The sequence below is a fragment of the Aquimarina amphilecti genome (assembly GCF_900109375.1).
Lineage (GTDB): Bacteria > Bacteroidota > Bacteroidia > Flavobacteriales > Flavobacteriaceae > Aquimarina > Aquimarina amphilecti.
On record NZ_FOAB01000010.1, the window covers coordinates 19,289 to 45,570 of the forward strand.

25 protein-coding genes and 4 tRNA genes are annotated in these 26,282 nt (G+C 31.7%); 12 read left to right on the plus strand and 17 right to left on the minus strand.

Going from position 1 to position 26,282, the window contains the following annotated elements; translation table 11 throughout:
- Positions 1–20 precede the first annotated feature (20 nt).
- The 14 genes from BMY33_RS21055 to BMY33_RS21120 all read right to left on the minus strand — a co-directional run bounded on the left by BMY33_RS21055 (position 21) and on the right by BMY33_RS21120 (position 10,567).
- Positions 21–92, minus strand: a tRNA-Thr gene (locus BMY33_RS21055).
- 125 nt (positions 93–217) lie between these two features.
- Positions 218–290, minus strand: a tRNA-Gly gene (locus BMY33_RS21060).
- A 32-nt stretch (positions 291–322) separates the two neighbouring features.
- Positions 323–404: transfer RNA gene (locus tag BMY33_RS21065), tRNA-Tyr, on the minus strand.
- A 122-nt stretch (positions 405–526) separates the two neighbouring features.
- Positions 527–600 (minus strand) — tRNA-Thr (locus BMY33_RS21070).
- Positions 601–700: 100 nt separating this feature from the next.
- Positions 701–1,003 carry a ribosome hibernation-promoting factor, HPF/YfiA family gene (hpf, locus tag BMY33_RS21075; protein WP_091412204.1) on the minus strand — a complete coding sequence of 101 codons (303 nt, stop codon included), beginning with the start codon at positions 1,001–1,003 and terminating at the stop codon, positions 701–703.
- Positions 1,004–1,072: 69 nt separating this feature from the next.
- Positions 1,073–1,963: a tyrosine-type recombinase/integrase gene (locus BMY33_RS21080; RefSeq protein ID WP_091412207.1), complete on the minus strand. Its 891-nt coding sequence runs from the start codon at positions 1,961–1,963 to the stop codon at positions 1,073–1,075.
- Between the two features lie 127 nt (positions 1,964–2,090).
- Positions 2,091–2,285 carry a 30S ribosomal protein S21 gene (rpsU, locus tag BMY33_RS21085; RefSeq protein WP_025743950.1) on the minus strand — a complete coding sequence of 65 codons (195 nt, stop codon included), beginning with the start codon at positions 2,283–2,285 and terminating at the stop codon, positions 2,091–2,093.
- Positions 2,286–2,490: 205 nt separating this feature from the next.
- Positions 2,491–3,870, minus strand: coding sequence for an alpha-amylase (locus BMY33_RS21090; protein WP_091412208.1), 1,380 nt, complete (start codon positions 3,868–3,870; stop codon positions 2,491–2,493).
- Positions 3,871–4,162: 292 nt separating this feature from the next.
- Positions 4,163–5,326 (minus strand): acyl-CoA dehydrogenase family protein, encoded by a 1,164-nt coding sequence (locus tag BMY33_RS21095; protein ID WP_091412210.1) that lies wholly within the window; start codon positions 5,324–5,326, stop codon positions 4,163–4,165.
- Between the two features lie 117 nt (positions 5,327–5,443).
- A complete protein-coding gene (locus tag BMY33_RS21100) occupies positions 5,444–6,316 on the minus strand; it encodes a ComEA family DNA-binding protein (RefSeq protein ID WP_091412211.1) in 873 nt (290 codons plus the stop codon).
- 11 nt (positions 6,317–6,327) lie between these two features.
- Positions 6,328–7,926, minus strand: coding sequence for an alanine/glycine:cation symporter family protein (locus tag BMY33_RS21105; protein ID WP_091412213.1), 1,599 nt, complete (start codon positions 7,924–7,926; stop codon positions 6,328–6,330).
- A gap of 99 nt (positions 7,927–8,025) precedes the next feature.
- Positions 8,026–9,033: a potassium channel family protein gene (locus BMY33_RS21110; protein WP_091412215.1), complete on the minus strand. Its 1,008-nt coding sequence runs from the start codon at positions 9,031–9,033 to the stop codon at positions 8,026–8,028.
- Between the two features lie 2 nt (positions 9,034–9,035).
- Positions 9,036–9,257: a PspC family transcriptional regulator gene (locus tag BMY33_RS21115; RefSeq protein WP_035085698.1), complete on the minus strand. Its 222-nt coding sequence runs from the start codon at positions 9,255–9,257 to the stop codon at positions 9,036–9,038.
- A 17-nt stretch (positions 9,258–9,274) separates the two neighbouring features.
- Positions 9,275–10,567, minus strand: coding sequence for a DUF2851 family protein (locus tag BMY33_RS21120; RefSeq protein WP_091412217.1), 1,293 nt, complete (start codon positions 10,565–10,567; stop codon positions 9,275–9,277).
- A gap of 204 nt (positions 10,568–10,771) precedes the next feature.
- Between BMY33_RS21120 and BMY33_RS21125 the strand changes: the two genes are divergently transcribed.
- Positions 10,772–11,626 carry a redoxin domain-containing protein gene (locus BMY33_RS21125; protein WP_091412218.1) on the plus strand — a complete coding sequence of 285 codons (855 nt, stop codon included), beginning with the start codon at positions 10,772–10,774 and terminating at the stop codon, positions 11,624–11,626.
- Positions 11,627–12,052: 426 nt separating this feature from the next.
- On the opposite strand, the gene BMY33_RS21130 is transcribed toward BMY33_RS21125, so the two are convergent.
- The 3 genes from BMY33_RS21130 to BMY33_RS21140 all read right to left on the minus strand — a co-directional run bounded on the left by BMY33_RS21130 (position 12,053) and on the right by BMY33_RS21140 (position 15,900).
- Positions 12,053–13,036 (minus strand): helix-turn-helix domain-containing protein, encoded by a 984-nt coding sequence (locus BMY33_RS21130; RefSeq protein ID WP_091412220.1) that lies wholly within the window; start codon positions 13,034–13,036, stop codon positions 12,053–12,055.
- A gap of 160 nt (positions 13,037–13,196) precedes the next feature.
- The gene (locus BMY33_RS21135; protein ID WP_091412222.1) at positions 13,197–14,558 is read right to left on the minus strand and encodes a pyridoxal-phosphate dependent enzyme; all 1,362 of its coding nucleotides are present in this window, start codon (positions 14,556–14,558) and stop codon (positions 13,197–13,199) included.
- Between the two features lie 100 nt (positions 14,559–14,658).
- Entirely contained in the window at positions 14,659–15,900 is a 1,242-nt protein-coding gene (locus BMY33_RS21140; protein ID WP_091412223.1) for an ABC transporter permease, read from the minus strand.
- Between the two features lie 8 nt (positions 15,901–15,908).
- On the opposite strand from BMY33_RS21140, the gene BMY33_RS21145 reads away from it, so the two are divergent.
- The 11 genes from BMY33_RS21145 to BMY33_RS21195 all read left to right on the plus strand — a co-directional run bounded on the left by BMY33_RS21145 (position 15,909) and on the right by BMY33_RS21195 (position 26,268).
- Positions 15,909–17,243: an exo-beta-N-acetylmuramidase NamZ family protein gene (locus tag BMY33_RS21145; RefSeq protein ID WP_091412225.1), complete on the plus strand. Its 1,335-nt coding sequence runs from the start codon at positions 15,909–15,911 to the stop codon at positions 17,241–17,243.
- Positions 17,244–17,425: 182 nt separating this feature from the next.
- Complete coding sequence (locus BMY33_RS21150) at positions 17,426–19,648, plus strand: tetratricopeptide repeat-containing sensor histidine kinase (RefSeq protein ID WP_091412227.1); 2,223 nt, start codon at positions 17,426–17,428, stop codon at positions 19,646–19,648.
- Positions 19,623–20,267 carry a response regulator transcription factor gene (locus tag BMY33_RS21155; protein ID WP_091412229.1) on the plus strand — a complete coding sequence of 215 codons (645 nt, stop codon included), beginning with the start codon at positions 19,623–19,625 and terminating at the stop codon, positions 20,265–20,267. Before BMY33_RS21150 ends, BMY33_RS21155 begins: the two co-directional genes overlap by 26 nt.
- Positions 20,268–20,581: 314 nt before the next feature.
- Complete coding sequence (locus BMY33_RS21160; protein WP_027393777.1) at positions 20,582–21,004, plus strand: hypothetical protein; 423 nt, start codon at positions 20,582–20,584, stop codon at positions 21,002–21,004.
- 114 nt (positions 21,005–21,118) lie between these two features.
- Positions 21,119–21,463, plus strand: coding sequence for a zinc-ribbon domain-containing protein (locus BMY33_RS21165; protein ID WP_091412231.1), 345 nt, complete (start codon positions 21,119–21,121; stop codon positions 21,461–21,463).
- 30 nt (positions 21,464–21,493) lie between these two features.
- Entirely contained in the window at positions 21,494–22,183 is a 690-nt protein-coding gene (locus tag BMY33_RS21170) for a Lipl32 family lipoprotein (protein WP_091412233.1), read from the plus strand.
- Positions 22,184–22,295: 112 nt separating this feature from the next.
- A complete protein-coding gene (locus tag BMY33_RS21175; RefSeq protein ID WP_091412235.1) occupies positions 22,296–22,496 on the plus strand; it encodes a hypothetical protein in 201 nt (66 codons plus the stop codon).
- Positions 22,497–22,515: 19 nt separating this feature from the next.
- Positions 22,516–23,283: a hypothetical protein gene (locus BMY33_RS21180; RefSeq protein ID WP_091412237.1), complete on the plus strand. Its 768-nt coding sequence runs from the start codon at positions 22,516–22,518 to the stop codon at positions 23,281–23,283.
- 16 nt (positions 23,284–23,299) lie between these two features.
- The gene (locus BMY33_RS21185) at positions 23,300–24,319 is read left to right on the plus strand and encodes an SPFH domain-containing protein (RefSeq protein WP_091412239.1); all 1,020 of its coding nucleotides are present in this window, start codon (positions 23,300–23,302) and stop codon (positions 24,317–24,319) included.
- Between the two features lie 28 nt (positions 24,320–24,347).
- On the plus strand, positions 24,348–25,448 hold the full coding sequence (locus BMY33_RS21190; protein WP_091412241.1) for a DUF6620 family protein: 1,101 nt from the start codon (positions 24,348–24,350) through the stop codon (positions 25,446–25,448).
- A gap of 178 nt (positions 25,449–25,626) precedes the next feature.
- Positions 25,627–26,268, plus strand: coding sequence for a hypothetical protein (locus tag BMY33_RS21195; protein ID WP_139195715.1), 642 nt, complete (start codon positions 25,627–25,629; stop codon positions 26,266–26,268).
- Positions 26,269–26,282: the final 14 nt, after the last annotated feature.

Genomic DNA, 26,282 nt, shown 5'->3' on the forward strand with positions numbered 1-26,282 from the left:
ATTAATGCTTCTGAACCAAGAGCCAATGACGAGATTTGAACTCGTGACCTCTTCCTTACCAAGGAAACGCTCTACCCCTGAGCTACACCGGCTTTTTAAAGTACACAATGATAAACCAGAGTCCTTTAATTTACTTAAAAAGAAAACCGATTCATCACATTCTATTTTAAAAATCCAATGCTAATAATGCATCAAGATTAGCTCTGTATTTTTTAAGAGCGGGAGACCAGGTTCGAACTGGCGACATTCAGCTTGGAAGGCTGACGCTCTACCAACTGAGCTACTCCCGCGTTTACAATTTTGAAAACAAAATTGAAGGTTGTGGGGAGAGCAGGATTCGAACCTGCGAAGACGTAGTCAGCAGATTTACAGTCTGCCCTCGTTGGCCGCTTGAGTATCTCCCCAATAAAATCATTATTTCAGAATGAACTTCTAAATTTCGAAGCGCAAAAGTAATCAAATATTTTACAATTCAAAATTTTACAAAAAAAAAGGTTTATTTTTTTCAAAATCTTAACCTTTTTTGAGCCGATGGAGGGACTCGAACCCACGACCTGCTGATTACAAATCAGCTGCTCTAGCCAGCTGAGCTACATCGGCTTTTGATTACTTTTTTAAGCATAAAAAAGTCCGCTATTTCTAACGGACTGCAAATGTATAGAATTTATTTCTTACACAAAACATTTTTTAAAAAAAATGTTCAAACATGTGTATTTAATTTTTCCTTACGTTTTCTCAACTGTCTTTCTAACGAACTAACACACTCATCCACACCTCCTTCAAAACTTTTGTTTATTTTCTTAATTATAAACTCATCTCCCGGCACACTCAACAAAATTTCGGTAATCTTATTCTCCTTACCACTTGTATTCATAACTTTTAGAAAAACATCAGCATAAATAATACGACTAAAATGATTTTCTAATTTATCCAATTTTGCTTGAGTAAAATCTATCAACTTTTGATCAACATTAAAATTTACGGATTGCAAGTTCACTTTCATAGGTGTTATATTAATTGGTTAAACAAATATTTAAAGCCTAAAAGAAATTAAAAAAAAGCAGCTTACAATTTATTTTTTATTCCTTGGATGGGATTGTTTATATACTTTTGCCAGCTGAGCTATACTTTGATGTGTATACACCTGAGTAGCTGCTAAACTAGAATGACCTAGTAACTCTTTTACAGCATTTAAGTTAGCACCCTCATTAAGTAGATGTGTCGCAAATGAATGTCTCAATATATGCGGGCTTCTTTTAACTTTTGAAGATACCTTACTAAAATAGCCATTTATCACTCGATAAACAAGTGTTTCATATATTTTAACTCCTTTTTCTGTAAGTAACAAAGAAGAATCATCAGACACCCTAACAACCTCTTTACGTAATTCTAAATACTGTTTTACAGTCTCAAGAACAGAAGGTATTAAAGGAACATACCTTTCCTTATTGCGCTTACCAAGAACTTTAACTTGCTTAGAAGAAATATCCACATCCATTATCCTAAGGTTTACTAACTCAATTCTACGCATTCCAGTAGCATAAAACAACTCAACAATTAATCGATCTCTTACACTTTTAAAATCCGATCCGCTTAACAATTCTTTTAACACTTGATCAACCTCTACATCAGAAAACGGAATTTGCAGCTTTTTTGAAGCTTTCAATGCTTTATGCTTAGCTAATGGATTCTTTTCTATCTGCTCTGATTTAAGCAAAAATTTAAAATAAGTCTTAAGAGAAGACACCTTCCTATTAATTGTTCTATTAGAAACTTCTTTATCCACCAAACTAACTATCCAAGAACGAATTTGAGTATAATTTGATTTTGAAATATCCTTCACTTCATACTCATCTTCATAAAACTCAATAAAAGACAATAAATCTGCCTTATAAGCAGCGACAGTATTAGCAGAGTACTTTTTCTCTAAAAACAAATAATCTACAAATTCTTGAATAAACATAAAAAAGCCATTAGATAGCAAAAATATAAAACTTTTGCTTCTAATGGCTTAATTTATATATACTGAAAAACGAAGTTTGATCTCAATACATAGAAATCAAAACATACAACGCCTCAACATTTTTTTTTTAAATTTCTTCTTGGTCTCTCAAGTGCTGAATGTACTGCGCTTTTTGAACCTGAGCTCTACGCTCTACAGAAGGCTTTGTGAACGCCTGACGCTTGCGCAACTGACGCATTGTTCCTGTTCTGTCGAATTTACGTTTAAAACGTTTTAACGCTCTATCTATATTTTCTCCGTCTTTAACTGGTATAATTAACATAGTGTTACCTCCTTTCTTTAAAAATTAGGATGCAAATATAACACAAAAGTATTATCTACAAAGCTTTTTTTACACGAAGTTTATATTTCATCATTTTTAATTTTAGGCGCTACACTATCTGTACAATAAAAACAGTTATTGGACGCACTCAAATGCACCATTAAACCAATAACACTTTCCTAATATATTACTCAAAATCAAATAACTACTTAAGAGACCATACCGTATATCCTTTTGGCGGGGCTTGTATCTTAACCCATTTTCCTCCCTGAGTTACTGGCTCCCAACTAGAATTACCCGTATAATCTTTTATTCTTTTACTGGACCAATTTGTCTGAATCCATCTTTCTTTCCAAGAATTAGAATTATTGATATACACAATTAAACCATTCTTTCCTCCACCACCATTTCTTCTTGCAATATACTCATCATTATCTGTCCATAAGTTTGATGTATTACCTCCAGCTAAATTATTATGAATCCAAATCAAATTATTCAACTTACTCTTACTCAACCAATCCTCATAATCTCTATAAAAAAGTGCAGGATATCCCTCATGAGTTAAAATGTAAGCGTATGCCAATAACTTATTAGTATAAATCTCATCGGTATCATGATTTGCCACAAACGTAACTGCTCTACTTGCATTTCTCTTCCAAAGCATATCACCACTAAGTGCATTCAAATTATTACCCACAAATGCATCTCTCATTTTATAATAACAAGCAAAATCAAATGCTGACATCTCTGCCTGATCTGTCCACCACTTAAGAGTATTTACATTTCCATCCCAATACTCTCCTACTCCAAATACTCCTGTAGACTTACGGAATTCTTTCGCTACCCAAGGTTCAAAACCTTTTACATAATCAAATCGATACCCATCGAATCCCATTGTATTTTTATAATACTTCGCTACGGAATTACTTCTTTTCCATAACCAATCCTGAACATAGGCTTTATTGTGGCTTAAATCAGGAAATCCTCCAAAAATACCGCTATCAGAATTATATGCTTCATTAGGGTGAAAATCATATTTAGTTCTATTGAACTTATTAGACATTGGGTCAAACTTTGTGTATGTATTTTTACCCGCAAATTCATTCCATTCTAAATCACCACCACTATTATGATTAATTACTATATCGGCAATTACATTCAGTCCTTTATTATGGGCATTAGAAATTAAAGATTCTAATTCTGATTTAGATCCAAACCTTGTCTCTGTACTTCCCATTTGATTGTATTGGCCAAAATCATAATAATCAAAAGGATCATATCCCATAGAAAATGTTCCATTTTGAGCTTTACTCACAGGTGGTAACCATATTGCATCAACACCTGCATTACTCCAGGCATTAACTTTTCCTTTCACAACATTCCACCAAGTACCACCAGCAGGAACATCCCAATAAAAAGCTTGCATCATTACCCCAGATCCTATAGTTTTAAGACCCGCTCTAGTAGAAACCGATTCTTCTGGTTTGATTGATTCGGGCTCTACAGAATCTAGAATTTCGTCTTTACCACACGAAACGATAAAAAACATCGCTAACAGAAAATAAACGAATTTAAAAGTTTTCATAAAAAAGTGTTTTTTGTGTTAAATTTTCAACAATGTAATATTTTTACCCACAACGAAAACGTTTGAAAGTTTACTCAAACGTTTTCGTGTTGATAAAATTTTAGTATTTATCTAAAAACAGCTGCTGAAAAATATTGATTCATCACTTTTTTATGCCAATAAAAAGAAAATCCGCAGTAAGAATTGATTCCTCAACTCAAGACTGCAGATTTTGTATAATTTTTAAAAAATAGTATTGTTCATTACCATTTTGGCGAATTGAAAACAATTTTCGCCAAAACATTAATCTATTTTACGCTTTCACCGCTGGTTTGTATTCCTTTTTATCAATTACCATTTTGGCGATAATCTCTCTTAAGATTTCAGAGGTGCCTCCTCCTATTGGTCCTAATCGACTATCTCTAAACAGTCTTGCCAATGGATATTCCTCCATATAGCCATACCCACCTAACAACTGAAGACACTTATAAATGACTTCATCTGCTATTTTCGTAGACATTAGTTTAGACATACTTGCCTCTTTTACCACATATTGTCCATCATTCAACCTTTTAGCTATTGAATAATTAAATTCTTTACACATTTCTAATTCACTAGCCATATCAGCTACTGAATGACGAAGTGCTTGAAACTTATCTATTGTTCTCCCAAAAGCTTCTCGTTCTCCCATATACTTAATAGCATAATCCAAGGCAAATTCAGCTCTAGCGTGCGCATTGATACCCATTATCAACCTTTCTAATGCAAAATGCTGCATTATATATGAGAATCCTTTATCCTCTTCTCCCATTAAATTCTCTGCCGGAATTACAACATTATCAAAAGCTATCTCACCTGTGTCAGATGCCTTCCATCCAAGTTTATCTAATTTGGTTGCTGAAATACCAGGGGTTTCTCTATCCATTATAAAAATACTAATCCCTTTGTTTCCAAGATCAGGAGTAGTTTTTGCGGCTACTACAAGATAATCGCTGTAAACACCATTAGTAATAAATGTCTTTGAACCATTTATAACATAAGAATCTCCTTCTTTTACGGCAGTAGTTCTCATACCTGCTACATCAGAACCTCCAAAAGGTTCAGAAATACAGAGACATCCTATTTTCTCTCCAGTAATACTAGACTTAAGGTATTTTTCCTTAATTCTATGATCTCCTTCTTTATTCACGTGAGTCATAGCTAAATAAACATGAGCCCACATTGCTGCGGCAAAACCTCCAGAATTTATTTTTTGTAGTTCTTCTAAAAATATTACCGTATAAAAAAGATCTAAACCTAATCCTCCATATTCCTCCGGATAAGCTATTCCAAAATATCCCATTTCACCGAATTTCTCCCAAATGAAACGTTCTATATCACCAGTCTTTTCCCACTTATCTATATGTGGAACTACCTCCTTTTGTAAAAAATCTTTTAGACTTTTTCTAAATAATTCGTGCTCTTCTGTAAAATACATGTTGTTTAAATGATAACTTTTGATTTATATAGCTAACATATTACCGTAAATAAAACACATAAAAACCTTTTTAAGAATTTACATATTATCAAAAATTACGATAATTTTCTCCGATTTTTAATTTAATTCCAAATATAACGCTATTCTATCTATTTTTTCTAAAGAAAAACCCTCAATTTTTCCTAATTCTTCAAAACTAGACACCCCTTCATGCTCGTCAATAAAATCTTTAATTTCCAATGCAGTCTCAAAATCAAAATATGGCACCTCCATTAGTTCTTTTACCGAAGCATTATTAATATTAATTTTTTTGAATTTAGTATTAGTCTTGACCGTGTAGAAAGACAGAATTTTTTTTCGTTGATTTTCATACAAACCTACAACATCTTTAAGCTGTAAATCACTTATAAAGCCATTTAATCTATCTCTTCGTTTTACAATCCTATCTGCAATGAAATCCGGCACACCAATAATCTCTTGAAATTCCTTAGAAGTAACACCATTAAGATCTTCTTTCTGAGCAAAAGATTTTACAGGATATTGTACTTTTTTATAAGGTTTTGATTTTTTAGAATTTTGTACCCAATCCGGAAATTTAAATAAAGGCGAAATTACTGCTAATAATGAATCAGAAACCCCAGTAACTTTTTTAAAATCCCACACAGAATTTATCCACTTCTCTTTTTTACGATATACATAAAGTCTATCTAACTCGTCGGTGGACATCCCTAAAACATAACCTTTATATTCTGTTATAAAGTTTGGATTAAATGGCCTTAGATTATACTCTTTCTTCTTATTAAAAGCTTCATTTTTCAATGAATCTATCTGCGATTGATATTTTGTAAGTGCTACAAGATTATTTGAGCTATTTGTCGAATTGGGAAAAAAACACAAAACCAGTATCAATAAGAACATTAATATGGTTAAAAGAAGAATCCCATTTCGGAAACGTCTATGTATCTCGAAATGGGATTTATTTAATTTCATATTTTTAAGAATTATTTAGAAGCCTTTATTGCTTCAAAATATCTAGCAAGTTGCTTTTTAACTACAGGGAAAAGGAAAAACAGCCCTACCATATTAGGAAATACCATTGCAAAAATCATCGCATCTGAGAATGCCCAAATAGAACCCATACTTGCTGCTGCACCTATAACTACAAAAGTTAAGAATAAAAGTTTATAAACTAAATCCGCTGCTTTACCTCTACCGAATAAAAACTTCCAAGATTGTAATCCATAGTAAGACCAAGATATCATTGTAGAAACTGCAAATAAAACTACCGCTATCGTTAAAAATATATTAGAGTATGGTATAAACTTTCCAAACGCTTGTGCAGTAATTCCAGCTCCTTCATATGATACTCCATCAATCAAAACAGCACCACTACCATCTCCTCCATATTGAAACGCTCCTCCAGAGTTAAAAATAATAATTACTAAAGCAGTCATTGTACATATCACTACTGTGTCAATAAAAGGCTCTAACAAAGCCACAAGACCTTCTGAAGCAGAATATTTAGTTTTTACAGCAGAGTGTGCAATCGATGCTGATCCTGCCCCAGCCTCATTTGAAAATGCTGCTCTTTTAAAACCAACTAATAAAACTCCTATAAAACCTCCTACACCAATCGCTTTCGGATTAAATGCTTCAGTAATAATCATACCAAGAGCATCATCAATAAATGAAAAGTTACTAAAGATTATATACAAACAAGCTAAAATGTACATCACTGCCATTAAAGGAACCACTTTTTCCGTAACCGAAGCAATTCTCTTAATTCCTCCAATAATAATAATTCCCACAAGGATTGCTAATATAACACCAATAACAGTTCCAGCACCAGCGCTCTCTAACCCCATAAGTTCTTTTAAAACTATTGTTGCTTGATTAGACTGTGCCGCGTTTCCTCCACCGAAAGATCCTCCAATACAAAATATTGCAAAAATTACTGCTGCAATTTTACCTAATGTAGCAAAACCTCTTTCTTTAAGACCTTTACTTAAGTAATACATTGGACCTCCATAAACAGTTCCATCTTCTCCAACATCTCTATACTGCACTCCCAGTGTACATTCCACAAACTTAGTAGACATTCCTAAAAGCCCACAAATAATCATCCAAAATGTAGCTCCAGGTCCTCCTAAAGCAATTGCCAAAGCAACACCAGCTATATTACCATTACCAACAGTTCCCGAAACTGCTGTAGCTAATGCTTGGAAATGCGAAACTTCTCCTTCTTTACTCTCATCTCTTATAGTATCTGGAATATCTCCGTCTACCCCAGCATCAGGGTCTCCCAAACTGTGACCTTCCACGTCGTCATATTTTCCACGTACCACATTAATTGCTTTTGCAAAATATCTAATATTAGGAAAGCCAAAATATATTGTAAAGAAAATTGCACTTAGAACCAATAATATAATTACGAACGGAGCGCCCGCAAAAACTTCAAAAAAGATAACTTTTGAGAAAAAATTAGAAATTGGTTGAAAGGCTTCATCTATTTTTTGATCCAGACCTTTTTCTGTGGTCTCTTGTGCGAATGTTATAAATGGAATTGTGAGAGCTAAAATTGAAAGAAGAATTCTCTTCATAATGTGTGAGTTAATTGAATTTAGTTTTTTAGAAGTGAGCAAGATGCTAAAAAAAACCATTGTTTACAATAATTTAACGATTAAATCTTTTGTGCTAATCTAAATATTAAACTCTTTATTCAATTGGTTTACCTGTTCAGGTCTTCCTAGCACAACAACTTTAGATCTTGGTTTTAAAATAGTATCTGCTTCAGGATTTACTATATACTCTCCTTCTGGAGACTTATATCCAATTATAGTACATCCTGTTCTTGATCTCATGGCTATTTCACGAATGGTTCTCTCTTGTTGATCATCAAATAAATCTTCGAAAGAAACTTCTTCTATATTTATAGATCTCTTACCCACAATTGATAAATTGTCTAAAAACTCAATTAAATCTGGCACCACTACCAAAGAAGCCATATGATCTCCTCCTATCCTATCTGGCATAATTACATTATCAGCTCCTGCTAATCTTATCTTTTTATAGGAAGCATCCTGTGATGCCCTACTAATAATTTTAAGATTCTTATTAATCTGTCTTGCAGATAAAACAATAAACAAATTATCCGCATCTTCTGGTAAGGTGCATATTAAACAAAAAGCATCTTTGATTTTAGCATCTATTAGTACGTTATCCTCAGTAGCGTTTCCTTCGAGAAAAAAAAGCTCATCGCTTTGATATTTCTCAATCACTGTTTTATCATTTTCTATAATAATAAAAGGCTTATTGTATGCCAATAGCTTATCTGCAGCTTGTTTACCATTTCGGCCGTAGCCAACAATAATGATATGATTTTCTAATTTATTTATCATTTTTTGCAGTTTTCTATGTTGTACTCTTTGAGGATCACTTTTCCCTACGATATATTCTGTAATTACCGATAAAGAATATCCTAAAATTATTGCGCTTGTTGTTATTAAAAAGACCGTAAATAACTTTGCATTATCATCTAACGGTTCTACTTCTCCAAACCCTACAGTAGACATTGTAATAACGGTCATATATAAGGCATCTATCCAAGAATACTCAGAAAAAAATCGAAAACCTATTACCCCTACTGCAACAACAGTTATTAGCAAAGCTAAGGCTATATATATTTTAGACCCAAATCGCTTTAACATATTTATAAATCAAAAACTGAAGTTCTTTTAGTATATACCAAATCCTTTAATTTTAACCAAAAAGCCATATTAAGATAAATCACAAAACCTAAGCCCGCTGTAGCAAAGGTTAAATAAATAAAAAATAAGCGTACATTTTTAGCACGCATTCCTAACCTATCTGCAAGCCTACTGGACACATAAAACCCATTACGCTCCAAAAAATGTCTAAGATTATATAGCATAATGCAAAATAATTATATTATCCTAAACTACCCTCTCTATTCAATAAATAATTACCTATCGAACATTTTAAACAAGCTTTTTGATTACAATAATTATTTTTAAGTTCGATCATAGATTGCGAATGTAAGGCATCATCCATTCCTATTCCTAAATCAATAAAACGATTAGTAATACTATTTTTTTCGCAAGGTAATTGTGACATTAATCCAAATATTTCTTCTTCTATGTCTTTCCCAAGATCCTTGGCATATAAAAATTTCAAAGGGATAATAGTATTTATCAAGATCAAATGCACAAATGACTTTGTCATTTTTTTATCTCTCGCAGTAGACTTCTTATCAAAAGTATAATGTGTTTTCCAGAACTCGCTAGCACTTACATCGAATAGTTTATAAAATTTCTCAAGATTATTCGTTTCAATGACTTCTCTAAAGAGTTGTTTATTTTTAATATAAAGACTTGCAAATTGAGATATTCGAATTGTTGGGAAATTAGGAGGTCTCAATCTAAAAAACTGAAATGGAATCACTCCCTTATTTTTTAATTCAAATTTAATTTTTAAAAAATCATATTGTTTTAAAAGCTTTAAAACATATGGAGTTTCAGAGTTTATATCTAGTAAATTTGCTTGTCCATAAAGCAAAGCCTCTAATTGCTCAATATTTATACTACATTTTCTAAAGCACGAGAAATCGAAAGAATTAGCAACACTCAAAAATGCATCGCCATTAACCTTTAACCCAAAATTCTTTGCTAATAATTTAAAAAGTACAGCTTCCCAATCATTTGAAGATTGTTTTAATAACTCTCTAATTAATGATGATTTATGTTCTAATCGTTCTATATATAATCTTTCTTGCCAATTAGAAATTGTAAAACTAGGTACTTCAGAAAGCTGCTTTTCACATTGAATCCAACTAACTGTTTTATTCTGAAAAATCTTTTGATACTGAATAAGTAAAGAGGTATCCACGTAATCTTTAAGTTGTAAGGTAGGTATCCGAGAATTATCTCTTCTAAAAACATCAATATCATCTTCCCACACTACGTGTAATATAACATTATCATATGCAAAATTAGTCTCATGATGATGTACATACCAATCACTTGACTTTATATGAATCTCTACATTTCCAGCCCATTTCTGATCATTAATTATCAATTGTGCATTAAAGAAATCAGGGCCTGAATTCAATTGATTATGATCTCCAATCCGCAGAAGTATGACAGATTGTTGATTGGTAGTTTTTAAATTTGAAAAATTGATTTTCTTGTATTTCCATATATAATGCAGAAAGTCTTCATTCATAAACAATCACTATTTAAGATTATCGCAATACATATAAACAAAATAAATTGTTCACATACTTTGATGTGTCCTTAAATGGTAAAATGTTACCTAATAAGTATTTATTTTTAAAAAGAATATCATACACTTTCTTTAGTCGTGATAATTTTTATTCTTTTATTGTAAGTGAGTTTATACTATAAAGACTACTTAGAAAACAATTTCATGAACAGCATACTAAAATCAGTTTTTATTGCATTTTTACCGTTGATAGGGCTTTATTATACTATAATGAGTACTACATCTATTATAGCGCATGGATTATCAGCTCCAATATACTTTGGACAAATTTTAATTGCTTTAAGCATTACACTATTTTTTGTTTTACTCTTTTTAAAACCTGTTGCTCGAACAGATGAGAATTTAAAAGTCTATACGACACCAATTATAATAGGGCTTTTAATTAGCTTATGGTTTGGTGGTTTTAAAGAAAGTAATATTAATAGAATCTTACCGAGCTTAGGTTTATTTTTAGGTTGGGTTTTATATCTAAAATGGTATTCTATTTTTAGTAATCGCTCCGAAAATGTAATACTAAAAAAGGGATTCAAATTTCCAAAACTGGAATTTCTAGATATTAATAAAAATGAAGTTACAACTAATGAATTTCACGGAAACCCAACCATATATTTATTTTATCGAGGAAATTGGTGTCCTCTTTGCATGATGCAAATCAATGAAATAGCATCTCAATATAAAGAATTAGAAAAAAGAAAAGTAAATATTGTATTAATCAGTCCTCAACCTCATAAGCACTCTAAATCCTTAGCAGAAAAATATGGACTAAACTTTCATTTCTTACAAGATTACAAAAACAAAGCAGCTAAGAAAATAAAGATTTTAGCAAAGAATGGATTGCCAATGGGGCTTCAGGTATTTGGTTATGAAAGTGATACTGTTTTACCAACAGTCATCATTACAGATTCTAACCACACCATTATCTTTGCTGATCTAACTGATAACTATAGAGTCCGGCCTGAACCAAGCACATTTATCAATGTCATAGATAGTATTAGCTAAAAAAACTATCAAAACATCCAGTAGTATGAGTATCTTATGTTAACAAAATGAGCTGTTTCATGAATACTTTAGCATATCAAATAAGTCACCTTAAGGATTGATTAGAAATCAATTACAGAATATCTTCATCCAAAAACTAAAAAAAACCTTAAAAAACCACACTATTTACTTACAAATAGTACGGTTTAACCTCTTTTTTTCTTAAAAAAGACTTAAATATGGCAAAAATGTACTATTGGTAAGATTTTATGTATTAATGGAAATTATTACAACACTATCATTTCTTTTCTTTGTTCACGAAATAGGGAAGATAATTTCAAAAAAACATATATAAAGATTATAAAATCCTAAGCTTAGTTGAGTTTGTGTTAGGTTATAGATGGTTGTCATTTTTGACGACCATCTTTATTTTACACACATTAAAACTTATCGAATTTGTATATCAGGGTAAACATCAAATTTATTGAAGAATGCTTTTTTAAATTTCGATGAATTCGAATAATTAAGATTATCCATCACTTCTTTAATAGATAACCCTTCTGTAAATATCATATTATAAGAACTTTCTAGTTTTTTATTATTAAAAAATTCCAAAGGTGTTTGATCGTGAATCTCTTTAAACATATTAAAGAAGTTAGTTCGACTCATATGAGCCATCGATGCTAGATAATCCACTCCAACAAATGGTTCGTGGAGGTTATGCTCTAAATAACTACTAACCTTATAAATGTTACCTACCTGAGCACTATTGATATTAAATGGGTTACTCTCTGTCTCCCACATTAAAACATCTTTCCAGAATGTTTCTAATAAACGGATTCCTCTAGCAATAAAAAACAAATAATTTTCAACTTTTTTAATATCAGGAGATACTATTTGATCAAATAAAAGGGATTGTTTATATGAAAGGTAAAACTTATTAATATGTTGATGTGAGTATCTAATGTACTGATCTACCTTATCAGCCATATTACTATTTTTCAGGAAATAAGGTTTTGTATATTTACTTTTCAATACAATCATAATAGATTTAACCTCTGCACCTTTGCTTATATAAACTCTTTCTCCTTGTTGAGCATCCATGCACCTCATATTTCCCGGAGTATATCCATCAGAATATGAACTTATTATTTCATTTTTCTCTATCTGATGATCTAATGAGTATTTCCTAAAATGTAAGATAATATCTTTTTCTCCAATAGGCTCTCGCACATATTCGATATCAACGTAGGCTTTATAGTTATTGATAAAAAGAAAAACTTCTGGAGATATTTTGTAATAACTAAGGTACCCTTTTCCAATTTCTGGAGGAAAATAAATTCTATCCGTAGTTCCATCAGGATCCAATTGGGATCTAAAATAGGTCCTCAATATATCTATATCAGAAAAGTCGAATGAATATTTTTGCATAAATCCACGATTTTATACGAATCTTTTCTTTATAGATTGATTTTTTCACATAAAGTTGCGCACAAAAATAAAGAAGTTCTGATTTTGGTATAAAAACAACCCCTAAATCAGTTTAAATACTAATAAAGGGGATACCTTATATGATATAAATATAAATAATTTATTTTATATGACTTATAACATCATATTTTGTAATGATATGATGCTTTCCATTCTCCAGTGCAACTAGAACAGCAGGATTACCATTTTTGATTAAACTTGATATCTCATCTAGTGATGTATTTGCTTCTACAATTGGGAAAGGGTCATTCATAATTTCTCTGATTGGAGTATCCGCAGTGTTTTTATCATCCAAAAATGCAGAAAACAAAGCACTTTCATCTACTGAACCTACAAAACCTTCACTATCTAAAACAGGTATTTGCGAAATTTGAAATTTACGCATACGTTCTATTGCATGAGAAACTAATTCCTCTGTTTTTACCGTTACCAAAGGCTTTTCTTCATGATTTTTCACCAGATCTACTGCAGTAGAAACTTCTTCTTCAAGAAACCCGCGTTCTCTCATCCAATCATCATTAAACATCTTCCCTACATATCTACTACCGTGATCATGAAATAACACAACAACTACATCATCCTTTTTAAAATGATCTTTTAATTGCAATAATCCTTTAATAGCAGCTCCTGCACTATTACCAAGAAACATCCCTTCTTCTTTAGCAAGTCTCTGCGTATACACTGCAGCGTCTTTATCGGTCACTTTCGTAAATCCATCTATAATAGAAAAGTTTACATTTTCTGGCAAGATATCTTCACCAATACCTTCAGTGATATAAGAGTACACCTCATTTTCATCAAATATTCCGGTTTCGTGATACTTTTTAAACACTGAACCATAAGTATCTATACCCCAGATTTTAACATTTGGGTTTTTCTCTTTTAAATATTTACCTACGCCAGAAATTGTTCCTCCTGTTCCAACTCCAACTATAAAGTGAGTTATTTTTCCTTCGGTTTGTTCCCATATTTCTGGACCAGTACTTTCATAATGAGCCTTTGCGTTAGAAGGGTTATCATATTGATTAACATACCAAGAATTAGGAGTTTCTTCTGCCAATCTTTTAGAAACAGAATAATAAGATCTAGGATCATCTGGCTCCACATTTGTTGGACATACCATCACCTTAGCTCCAACAGCACGCAGAATATCCATCTTTTCTTTAGACTGTTTATCTGCCATAACACAGATTAACTTATATCCTTTTACAATTGCGACAAGAGCAAGTCCCATTCCAGTATTTCCCGAGGTTCCTTCAATAATTGTACCTCCAGGCTTCAATCTTCCATCTGCTTCGGCATCTTCAATCATCTTTAAAGCCATTCGGTCTTTCACAGAATTCCCAGGATTAAATGTCTCATATTTAGCTAACACTAAGGCTTCGACATCTTTTACCAGAGCATTCATTTTTACCATAGGTGTATCCCCAATGGTTTCCAAAATATTATTTGCGTACTTCACAAGCTTACTAATTTATTAGAGTCTCTTTAATTGTTTTTTTATGCGCTGCAAAGATACGAATACAAAGCTATTAAGTAAGAGGAAGATGCACTAATTCAAACTACTGAAACCTAATCGCTTTAGAAGGTGATATTTTAGCGATTACATAGGATGGTATGAGCAGCATTACAAGACATAATAACATAGTTCCTACATTAAGTAGAATTATATATCCTATATCAATATAAATCGGTGCTGTACTCACATAATATGTAGCTGGATTAAGGCCAATTATACCATAATATTTCTGAACAAATAACAAGCCTATCCCTATAATATTCCCCCAAAGCAAACCAATCAATATCAAATATCCAGCATTATATAAAAATATTTTTCGGATACTCCAATCATTTGTGCCTAATGATTTCAGAATACCAATCATAGGGGTTCTTTCTAAAATTAAAACAAGTAATGCCGTAATCATATTGATCCCTGCTACTAATATAATTATACTAATAATACCGATAATATTGAGATCAAACAGTTTTAACCATTCAAAAATACTTCCATACTTTAAAGTAATTGTTACTGCTTCTAAATCAGAAGGGATATTTTCATAAATCTGTCTCCCTTTTTTATCAATCTCATCAAAGTCATCAATAAACACCTCGAAACCACCCACCTGATCTTCATTCCATTTATTCATTTTCTGAATATGCCTAATATCCGCAAAAATAAATTTCTCATCAAACTCTAAGAAACCAGAATCATAAATCCCAACTATTTTAAATGCTCGAATATTAGCAGGTATATTAGAGCTAGAGTTTTTCTTTAAAAAAACAGTATTAGCATTATCTCCTAATCCTAATCCTAGTCTAGACGCAGTATATGCTGATATCAGTATCTGATTATTTCGAGGATCTGTAAAATCAGGTAATATTCCTTCTACTAGATACTCTTCAAAATATGACCAATTATAATCTGCCCCTACTCCTTTAACTACTATCCCTTCAAAATCATCTTCAGTTCTAATGAGTCCTCCTTTAGTAGCATATCCCTGAACATGTTTAATTCCAGTTACATCCGTAAAATTGGGATAAAAGTGTTGATCCTTTTTAATAGGAATCATAGATTCTAAACTGTTATTATTATCATAACTAGTAATAATAACATGACCATTAAATGCGGCAACTTTTTCTCTAATTTTGCGTTGTAACCCTATACCAGTAGCTACAGTTATCAACATCATAACCATACCAACGGTTATAGCCAAAATGGCGATTTTTATGATTGCTGATGATATGCTACTTTTATGTTCCTTACCTTTGATAAGGCGTTTGGCAATAAAATATTCGAAATTCAAGGTTACTTATGGTTTTTATAAGAAATGCATTCAAAAATACGTTTTTATTCTTTTTCACGCTGCTTATTTCTTGCGGAAGCGGAACAAAAACATCATCTCAGACAACTTCTGCTACTGAAAAGCCTAAAATAAATCAACAAAGTGTTATTTCAGAAAACCAACAACAAGACTCTTTAAATGTTTTAGAACCTGTTATTACTGGAGCAAATCAAACTGAATTATACCTACCGATGTTACAAAATAAAAAAGTAGCAATTGTCGGTAATCAGACTTCTGTAATTTTTAAGTTCCCTAATCTTGACCCATTATTGCAAAGAGAAAAAATTAATCCGAATACTTTAGAACAATATACACATCTAGTAGATTCTTTATTGTCTCAAAACATTAATATCCAAAAAGTATTTGCCCCTGAACATGGTTTTAGAGGAAAAGCAGATGCAGGAGAACTAGTTGCTGATGAAAAAGATATCAAAACAGGATTACAGATCGTATCATTGCATGGTAAGAATAAAAAACCATCCAGTGAATCGCTTTCTGATATTGATATTGTAGTTTTTGATATTCAAGATGTTGGAGCACGGTTTTATACCTATATTTCTACATTACATTATGTAATGCAAGCTTGTGCCGAAAATAATATTCCTTTATTAGTTCTGGATCGTCCTAATCCAAATGGGCATTATATAGATGGACCTACCTTAGAAATAGAACATAGTAGTTTTGTGGGAGTTCATCCAATTCCATTAGTTCACGGGATGACGATAGGAGAATATGCAAAAATGGTAAATGGAGAAGGCTGGTTAGGAAATAACCTAAAATGCGAAATCCAGATTATCCCTGTCAAAAATTACACGCACGAAACATACTATAGTTTAGCAATACGACCTTCCCCAAACTTGCCAAATGATAGATCGATAAATCTATATCCCAGTCTCGGTTTTTTCGAAGGTACTACGATTAATGCTGGACGAGGTACAGAAATGCAATTTCAGATTTTCGGATCTCCAGATTTCCCAATAGATCAATACGATTTTGCTTACACGCCACAACCTAATTTTGGGGCCAAGTATCCTAAACACAAAGGAGAAGTTTGTTACGGAAAAGATCTTAGAAAAACTGAAAGATTAAGTAGCATTAATATACAATGGATTCTTAACGCTTATAACAACTCTCAAAATAAAGATGGTTTTTTTAACTCTAAATCATTTACTATACATGCAGGAACAAAAAAACTACAACAACAAATAGAACAAGGTTATACTGCTCGTGAAATAAAAAAGACTTGGACAGAAGGTCTAGAAAAATTTAAAAAAATAAGAGCTCAATATCTTCTCTACAAATAACCCTAAAATAGAGATCTAAAGATCCCTGTTTTCAGGGATATTCATGGTTTTTGAAATTAATATCTTTGACTATCTAAAGTATAAAACATCGTAAAACAGATATTTCAACATAATTTTAACTTTAAAAGTTATTTATCATAATGAAATAGAAAAATATTCTCCCCAGAATAATTAAAGTAAAAATGAAGTTAGTCAACTACCATATATTATCTTATCTAAAAAACAGTATTACACTAGTACTACTATTATTTTCTTTGAGTATTCTAGGGCAGATTGATGGGAGAAACATATCCATTTCTAAAAAAAGATTGAATTCCTATTCTGATGAGAGAAAATATCTTGATGAAGCTTATAAACTTCTTGGAACAGAAAAAGAAATAGACGCCTACAATACATCTCATCGTTTATTAAAAAAAACGAGACATAAAAAAAATAAAATCTACGCTAATATTATTATTGGTATATATCACAATGACAGAAACTTGGCCGATTCTGCATTGTTTTATGGAAAAAACATCATAAAGTTACTAGGAAAACAAAAAGATTCATTATCAATGCTAAACCTATCTTCTGCCTACAATATTATTGCTAATGCCTATGGTGATAAAAGTTTATTAGAAGAAAGTAAGAAATGGCAACTTAAAGGTATTGAAATAGCACGTAAATATAATTCTAAAGAAATATATTATAGAAAAATACACAATTTAGCGTCTATATATATACGTTTAAAGAATTATGATTATGCTATTGAACTTTTAGAATCCTGTTTGGAATTTAAAAAAAATGAAAAATTTACTTTCACAGTTTATATAAGCTTAGCAACTGCTTACTCATATTCTAACAATTATGAATTAGCCCTTTCTTATTTAAAGAAAACTCTTGAATATTTTAAGAATGATAATGGTTCTAGAAATCAGGTAGTAATATTACAAAACATAGGAGCTCAATATCATCTTCTAAAAAACTACAAAGAAGCATTAGCTTACTATAACAAGGCACTTATTTTAGGTAAGAAAAAAAAATATCACAGACCAACACTTGATGCAATGAATAACATTGGTTTGGTCTTTCAGGACAAAGGGAAGTATGAAGAAGCGAAAAAAGCATATCAGGAATCATTATTATTTTCCGAAGAGTTAGGTTTTCTAGACAAACAAATCACCATATACAACCATTTAGAAGAAACTTCAAAAGCTCAAGAAAATTATAAGGATGCATATCTTTTTTATAAGAAAAAAAACAAAATAAAAGATTCTGTTAGAGAGCTTCAGAAAGATAGTGAGGTTCGAGAATTAGAAGTAAAGTTTAATACACTACAAAAAGAAAAAGAAATAAAATTTTTACAAGTTGAGAACACCAATAGGAGCTTAGAACTCGCAAATCGAGAAGAAGCAATCAGAAATTTAAAACTGGAACAAGAGATAGAAAAAAAAGAAAATGAAATTGTAAGAAAAGAAAATGAAAATAAACTTTTGTCTTTTCAGAATGAAACTGAAAAAACGCTAAAAGACAACATCATCCTAAAGAAAAACCAAGAACTTAATGATGCGCAATTAAAAATCCAACAAGACGAAACTGCCAAACAAAAAGTTTTTAAAAATATCATACTATATTCTTTTTTAATACTACTAGTTCCAGTAATTGGTTTATTAGTTACTTATTATCAAAAAATCAGAGTACAAAGTGAACTTAATCAAAAACAAAAAGAAATAAACGAAACAAAAATTTCGTCCTTATTAAAGGATCAAGAATTAAAAGTAATTAAAGCTTCCGTAGAAGGACAAGATAAAGAAAGAAAACGTATAGCTCAAGAATTACATGATAGTATCGGCGGAAATCTTGCTGCTATTAAACTTCAATTGAACAACTCTGATCAAAAAAACCAAAGCACATTAAAAGCTGTTAATACTCAAATTGATGATACTTATGAATTAGTTCGTGATCTTTCTCACAACTTAATTCCTAAAAAGTTTAGTAAAAACAATTTTTCTGATGTACTCGAAGAATATTTTAGTAATATTGGAGGAGCAAGCAATCTAAAAACGGGGTTTAGTGTGTACCCAAGAAGAAGAGTCGATCTCTTAGAAGAAACTTTACAAGTGGAAACTTTTAAAATCATACAAGAATTAGTAACTAATAGTATTAAGCATGCGAAAGCATCGTCTATTTCGCTTCAAATTAACTTATTAGACAATGAATTGAATATTCTTTTTGAAGATGATGGGGTAGGTTTTGATGTAAATAAAAATACCGAAGGTATTGGATTCAGAAATATAAGAAGTAGATTAGACAAGATTGACGGAACAATAGATATCGATTCTAGAATAAAAAGAGGTACAATAATTAATATAGCAATAACCAGCTTAACAACAACCACAGATGAAGTACAACCTAATTATAGCTGATGACCATAAAATGTTTTTAGATGGATTACTAAGTATCCTAAATTCTGAAAATGATTATAATATTCTTTTAACAGCAAAAAACGGCAAACACATAGCTAAATACTTAGAGATCAATCCTGATGAAAAAATAGATTTGATCATCACAGATATAACCATGCCAGAAATGGATGGAATCGCTCTTAATAAAATTGTGAAGAAGCGAAGTTCTAATATTAAAACATTGGTCGTAAGTATGCATAACAACCCTGATATGATTGATAATCTTATCGAACATGACGTAGATGGTTATGTGCCAAAAAATGCTGAGAAAGAAGAACTTCTAAAAGCCATACAGACTATATTAAGTGGAGAAAAGTATTTTTCACGTGAGATAAAAGATATTTATATGGAAAATAAGTTTTCCAAAAAGAAAGATGAAGAAATAAAACTAACACAACGAGAAATTGATGTTATTACATTGATTGCTCAAGAATTTACTACTCAGGAAATTGCAGACAAACTATTCTTAAGTAAACATACCATTGAAAGTTACCGAAAGAATTTAATTGCCAAACTTAACGTAAGAAATTTAGCAGGACTCACTAAGTATGCTATAAAAATGAATTACGTAGAACATTAATCTTCCTTTAAAACAAGTGGTTAAGCCACTTGTTTACTATTCTTTATTTTATTCAAAGTAGTATTCACCAACTTATATTTAGAGTATTGGTGATTATAATGGTGTATTCACTATCGAAATCATTTTACATCATTTTTTCTTCATATCTGTACTTAAAAAAACATGACATCCCTGTTTTCAGGGTACTCATTTTCACCAGAAACTGTGTTACTTTCGGCTTATATAAATCACATCTTTGTACTGTAGTTATTGATAAACAAAATATCAAAACGTACAGCATTAAACTAATACTAACCCTATAAAACCATAAAGATATGATCTGGGGAATCTCATTAATTTTATTAAGCATTTTAGCAGTACCATCATTATTGCTTTCAAAAAAACCAAACGCAAAAGAACTTTTAGAAAAAATAGAACCTTACCAAGGATGGATTGGTCTCGTATTCTGTTTCTGGGGTGTTTGGGGAATTATTTCGGCAATCTTAAATCTAGGATGGCTTACCACATATCCAATTTGGTGGGTAACTTTATTAGCAGGTAATATCATTTCTGCAGTGCTTGGATTTATGTTAGGTTTTGGACTTATCAATAAATTCTTTTTATCCAAAAATGAAGCTGCAAAAGAAAAAGCAAACGAATTAAGAGCAAAGCTAGCTCCTAAACAAGGAAAACTGGGAGTTTTTGGATTAATCGTTGGCGGATGGATGATCGTGGCATCATTCCTTTTCTTTACATAATATGTTAGTTAGTTGAAGAATGGGGAGAGAACATCGTGTTTAGAGATATCATTCTCTCCTCAATTCTGAACAACCAAAATTCATAAAAATAAATATCAAACTTATACTCGTACCATGATAATCTTCGGAACAAGTTCTTCTACAATTCATCCAGCGAAGCTTGATGGAGGTTGTTGCCCTTTTTGTAAAACAGAAAATCAAATGTGGATCCAAGGGTATCGAAAATACTTTCACGTATTCTGGATTCCGTTCTTCCCACTATGGAAAAAAGTGTACTCTGTATGTAGTCACTGCAAAGGAGCTTTTGAAAAACAAGAATTCAACAACGAAAAACTAATTACCAGTTTTGAAAATTTTGAAAAAAACAGAATCAAAATTCCTTGGTATCATTTTACAGGTATAATTATCTTTTTATTACTAATTACACTGATCGCAGTGTTACCATTACTTACTAATTAAACAAATTTAAATTACACAAATTATTACATTATGAAAACAAAAATTTTATTTCTATTAAGCATTATTGTTCTTGGAACTACAACCACTTTACAAGCTCAGAAGTTAAAAAAATTCGGAAGCTCCATTGAGAAAAAAATAGGTCCAAAAACAATAAAAGTACCTTACACTGATGTTGTATCCTATCTTGGATATGCTGCTCCGGGAAATGAGGATGAAGTAAAAGATGGAAAAAAGTTCTATTATATTTATGTATGGGTTCCTGCTGTAGCGCCAGAACTTGGAGTAAGAATGATGTCTCCTGTAGGTAAAGCTAAAGTAAAAAAGGCAATTAAATCTGAAGCATATACTAAAAATGCAAAATCTGCAGATTATTTTGACACATATATCACTTTAGAAAGATCTGACATTATCAGTACTGCTAACATCAGTCAAGATGCTGTAGACGGTGCAAACTGGACGATCTTAGAAAGAAATGATGATAGTGGTGAAATGCCAAAACAACCAAGTGGTAGTTCTTACAACTCTTTGTTAAGATACAAAAGTGATGTTAATGATCCTTTAAAAGCATTAACTGTTGGATTATACCGTATTGGGTTTACTACCTATAAAACTGGAGAAGTAAAAGGTACATTCTTAGCGGAAGTTGCGGCTCCTGTAAAATTACCAGGTGTAGTAATGGCTAAAACCATTAAAGACCTAAAAGCAGGACTTAGCAAGTAACATATTGCTAACAATCAAAACTTAGAAGGTTATTCTTATGTTTAAAAAACATAAGAATAACCTTCTTTCACTCATTCTTTCTAAAAATAACCTCAACTAAATTACTGACGGTATGCAGGACGACGCAGGAAAAAAACAAAAAGAAAAAAAAAGTGTTCTTGATGACATATTAGGTAATGCTATTTCTTCAACCAAAAAATATGAAGAAACAAAAACAGGTCTTGAGACTAAAAGCTGTAAAAGTTGTGGTGCAGCGAGACCTAGCGATACAAATCTTAAATACTGTGATTTCTGCGACAATCAATTTTATTAAAACCTAACAAATTCAGATAATGTCTTTTATTTCTACGCAAAACAGATGGGATACTTTTCTTTTAAAAATAAAAGATAGATTTCACGAAGTACTTAGTAAAACAGAAAAAGCATTACCATTACTATTTGAAGCTACAGATTTTGAAACTATCACATTTCAAAATGCATGGCAAGGAATATACTCGCAGGCATCTGATTTGATATCAAAAATAGATGATACCTGGTTTGATAAAGTAGAACAAACATTTTTAGATTCAGATTTAGAATATGGTTCAACTAAATTTATCAATGAACGAAATAAAGGGTTTCAACTACAGCACGATTTAAATCAAGAGCTAAAATCATATGAAGTACGAATTTTTGAAAAAGCTGCAAAAAAACTATTGTCATCTGTAAAAGAAACATTATCAGAAGATTTTTCGTGTACTCAATGTCAGGCGAAACTTCCTGTAAAAAACAATTTTTTCAGATCTTATTATAGCACCTGTGATTATTGTCAAACTGTAAACACCTTCGAACCAGGAACCAAAGCAAGAAACATAGAACATTTTGCTGTTGATGCATTAGGACAAGCAGCAGCGCTTAAACATCACCTAACTTACGAAGATCTTAAGTTTCAAAACTACCTAAGCGATCGAGATATAATTAGTAAAGACGAATTAATCACTCAATATCGAAAATACACCGAAACTTTTCTAAAAAAAAGGATAGAAATCATTCCTGATTATCAAGATAGGTATGAAAAAGATCTCTCGGCAAAAATGTCATTTCTAATCGATTATATATAATTCAAAAACAAAAAACATGTCAAACTCTTTTAGTAATCAACTACGCTCAGTTATTGAATGGAATAATCCAAAATCTGATATACTTTTTGAAAAGTGGACACAAAGCGGAGATGAGATTAAAAATGCTTCAAAACTTATTGTCGGACCAGGGCAAGGATGTCTTTTTGTATACGAAGGTAAAGTCGAAGGCTTTTTTGAAAAAGAGGGGCTTTATGATCTTAAAACAGGTAATATCCCATTTTGGACTACCATAAAAAATCTTATGTATAAATTTGAATCTGCGCATAAAGTAGGCATCTATTTTTACCGAAAAGCAGAAATGCAAAATATACGTTGGGGTACACCTTCTCCAATAACCTATAAAGATCCTGTATATAATTTCCCTGTTGGTTTGGGCGCATTTGGAAATTTCTCATTTAGAATAACTAAAGCTGTTGATTTTTTCATCAATGTGATTGCTGGTGATGACTACTACCCTGTTAAAGCTATACAAAAAGTAATCTTATCAAGAATCACGCAACCTATCAGTGATTTTCTTGCCAAAGCATCTTTTAGCTATGTGGATATCGATAAACATCGAAATGAAATTGCTGAGTTTTCTAAAAATTCATGTAGAAATATCTTTAATGAGTTAGGTTTCGAACTCTTAGACTTTAGAATAGAAGGAACCAGTTTTGATCAAGAAACAAAAACCAGAATTGGTAGAATCTCTGATATGAGTGCTGAGGCACAGGCAATGAAGGAACTTGGAGTAAGCTACCAAGATTACCAGCAACTCGAAGCACTTAAAAACATGGCTAAAAATGAAGGTGGAGGAAACCTAGGTATGCAAATGGGTGCTGGTCTCGGGATGGGGCAAATGATGGGTAATATGATAAATGAGCAGAATCAACAACAAAATACTGCTCCACCATCACAATCAAACCCAAATGATCCCATGCAAAAATTGCAAAAACTAAAACAAATGTTTGAAGCAGAATTTATTGACGAGCAAGAATACAAACAAAAAAAACAGGAGATCTTATCTCAATTTTAATAAAAAACTAATCACAAAATTTAATAAAATGAGTAACATACACAAATTCACAGATCACGATAAAACAGAACAAGGTCAAAAAGCAATAGCATTAGGTATAAAAAATAAACAATCCTCATCAGAAGTTGATTATGATTACACTGTACAAGATGCTGCAGATTTTAGTTGGCCAGACATAAACCCTGATCTTATTGGACATATAGAGCCTTGGTTATGCTATGACAAAAAAAATGATGGAACTACTGGAGGATGGGTGGATCTTAATCAGTTCGCTAATGGACAAGAAAGGAAACTTAACGCTTGTTTACAAACGCTAGGTTTTCCAGAAGTTTTAAACACAGATTCCGATAGCGCAAGAAATATATTAAATGAAATTAAAAATAGTGAAAATTTTGAAGTTGTTGCACAGCGATATGGATTTAAAAATAATCAACACTTTTCTTCCGAGGATCATGTAGCGTCAGTTCTTATAAAAATAGAAAAAGCAGAAGGAAAAGCCTTTGATGCTGCGGATGACTTTTTAAAAGAACAAAAAGTAAAACTTGATGCACAAATGGACTCACATATCGAGGCCGCCTCAGAAGGAGGTTTATTAGATCCAATAAACGGAATTGATATGGAAACCTGGGCTGCTGCAAATTCAAAAATTGCGGGAGGTATGGATTCAGAAGAGGTACTAAAAGTTGTAGGAACAGAAAAACCTATATGGGATGAAGTTTCTGCAGAGTGGACCGCAAGAATGTCTCAAGATACTACATTTGCTATCTCAAAGGTATATAGCGATGCATTTTTGAATTCTAATATTGGTAAGTTTGCTATAGTAGAAACTAATGAGACATCTGAAACAAATACTAAAACAAACGGAAGTGCATTAGAAAAAGTTTCTGAGGATTTTGAACTTTATATAAAAATCATGTGCCATCAAAATATGGGTGCAGCACAAGGAAAAGATGCTGCTTCTATACTTAATGAATACGGGCTTAATGTTACTGACTGGAGTTCTGTTGGAGCACAATGGTCTACAAAAATGGCTACAGATACTCGTATGGCAATGAAAATGGGAGAACTGATGGAAAAATATAATGCAGAATTTGCTACCGCAGGTGCAGGAGATGATATAGATTTCTAGGGTTATTAGTTTCTAGATGACAATGACCTGATGGAAGTCAATACATTCTTTGACATTAGATATAGTTAACACTTGATGAAATCAGGTCATTTGCTTTATGAAATAGCAGTATATTTCTAAGCCTTATGATCACACCAGAAAATTATTTTAGATAATCATTACAAAAAGTTCCAAAAAGATGAAATTAGTCCTTTTTCTAATATTACTATCCATACAAATGACGTATTCCCAAAACATGAAACCAAATGAAGAAGTAAAACGACTAGTAGAATTAGGAAAGGACTATATTATTAAGCAAGCACTGAAAAAATTAAATGAATTAGAAACATCAAAAATCAAAAAAGAAGACTTTCATTTCATTACTATAAAAGCAAGTGATCAAAGAATATTGATAGAATTTGGCTATAATGTATTATACCTTCCAAAAAATAGTAGCTACTATTCTGATATCCTTGTAGAGTTACCTTCAAGAAATGCTTCTAAAGGCACAGTTAGTAACGGTAGCGCAAACACCACCTTCTATAAACCAACGTCAGAACACCTAAAAGTCATTAATTTCCTATTAAATCCAAATAAAACAAACACGGATATTTTTAATAAAGGAATACGTTATTCACAAACGATTATTTATGAAGAAGAACAACAATATGTTGTAGATTTTTCTTCACGAGATCCATATGAAGGAGGAAGCTTCTCTAAAGAAGAAATAGATAAAGAAACTGGAGAAGTACTTTCTACCATCAGTGGACATTATGAACCTGCTCCAATATTTCCAGAAGACGCAATCGATCAAGAAAAGTTTATAGAAATAAAAGATTAGCATATTTCTTAGTC

Coding starts and splice junctions, on each gene's coding strand:
- BMY33_RS21185 (WP_091412239.1), top strand. CDS start 23,300: ATGTCAAACTCTTTTAGTAATCAACTACGCTCAGTTATTGAATGGAAT.
- BMY33_RS21115 (WP_035085698.1), bottom strand. CDS start 9,257: ATGCTATATAATCTTAGACATTTTTTGGAGCGTAATGGGTTTTATGTG.
- BMY33_RS21100 (WP_091412211.1), bottom strand. CDS start 6,316: ATGAAATTAAATAAATCCCATTTCGAGATACATAGACGTTTCCGAAAT.
- BMY33_RS21090 (WP_091412208.1), bottom strand. CDS start 3,870: ATGAAAACTTTTAAATTCGTTTATTTTCTGTTAGCGATGTTTTTTATC.
- BMY33_RS21120 (WP_091412217.1), bottom strand. CDS start 10,567: ATGAATGAAGACTTTCTGCATTATATATGGAAATACAAGAAAATCAAT.
- BMY33_RS21175 (WP_091412235.1), top strand. CDS start 22,296: ATGCAGGACGACGCAGGAAAAAAACAAAAAGAAAAAAAAAGTGTTCTT.
- BMY33_RS21155 (WP_091412229.1), top strand. CDS start 19,623: ATGAAGTACAACCTAATTATAGCTGATGACCATAAAATGTTTTTAGAT.
- BMY33_RS21190 (WP_091412241.1), top strand. CDS start 24,348: ATGAGTAACATACACAAATTCACAGATCACGATAAAACAGAACAAGGT.
- BMY33_RS21160 (WP_027393777.1), top strand. CDS start 20,582: ATGATCTGGGGAATCTCATTAATTTTATTAAGCATTTTAGCAGTACCA.
- BMY33_RS21170 (WP_091412233.1), top strand. CDS start 21,494: ATGAAAACAAAAATTTTATTTCTATTAAGCATTATTGTTCTTGGAACT.
- BMY33_RS21180 (WP_091412237.1), top strand. CDS start 22,516: ATGTCTTTTATTTCTACGCAAAACAGATGGGATACTTTTCTTTTAAAA.
- BMY33_RS21110 (WP_091412215.1), bottom strand. CDS start 9,033: ATGTTAAAGCGATTTGGGTCTAAAATATATATAGCCTTAGCTTTGCTA.
- BMY33_RS21145 (WP_091412225.1), top strand. CDS start 15,909: ATGGTTTTTATAAGAAATGCATTCAAAAATACGTTTTTATTCTTTTTC.
- BMY33_RS21195 (WP_139195715.1), top strand. CDS start 25,627: ATGAAATTAGTCCTTTTTCTAATATTACTATCCATACAAATGACGTAT.
- BMY33_RS21150 (WP_091412227.1), top strand. CDS start 17,426: ATGAAGTTAGTCAACTACCATATATTATCTTATCTAAAAAACAGTATT.
- BMY33_RS21080 (WP_091412207.1), bottom strand. CDS start 1,963: ATGTTTATTCAAGAATTTGTAGATTATTTGTTTTTAGAGAAAAAGTAC.
- BMY33_RS21095 (WP_091412210.1), bottom strand. CDS start 5,326: ATGTATTTTACAGAAGAGCACGAATTATTTAGAAAAAGTCTAAAAGAT.
- BMY33_RS21130 (WP_091412220.1), bottom strand. CDS start 13,036: ATGCAAAAATATTCATTCGACTTTTCTGATATAGATATATTGAGGACC.
- BMY33_RS21105 (WP_091412213.1), bottom strand. CDS start 7,926: ATGAAGAGAATTCTTCTTTCAATTTTAGCTCTCACAATTCCATTTATA.
- rpsU (WP_025743950.1), bottom strand. CDS start 2,285: ATGTTAATTATACCAGTTAAAGACGGAGAAAATATAGATAGAGCGTTA.
- BMY33_RS21125 (WP_091412218.1), top strand. CDS start 10,772: ATGAACAGCATACTAAAATCAGTTTTTATTGCATTTTTACCGTTGATA.
- hpf (WP_091412204.1), bottom strand. CDS start 1,003: ATGAAAGTGAACTTGCAATCCGTAAATTTTAATGTTGATCAAAAGTTG.
- BMY33_RS21165 (WP_091412231.1), top strand. CDS start 21,119: ATGATAATCTTCGGAACAAGTTCTTCTACAATTCATCCAGCGAAGCTT.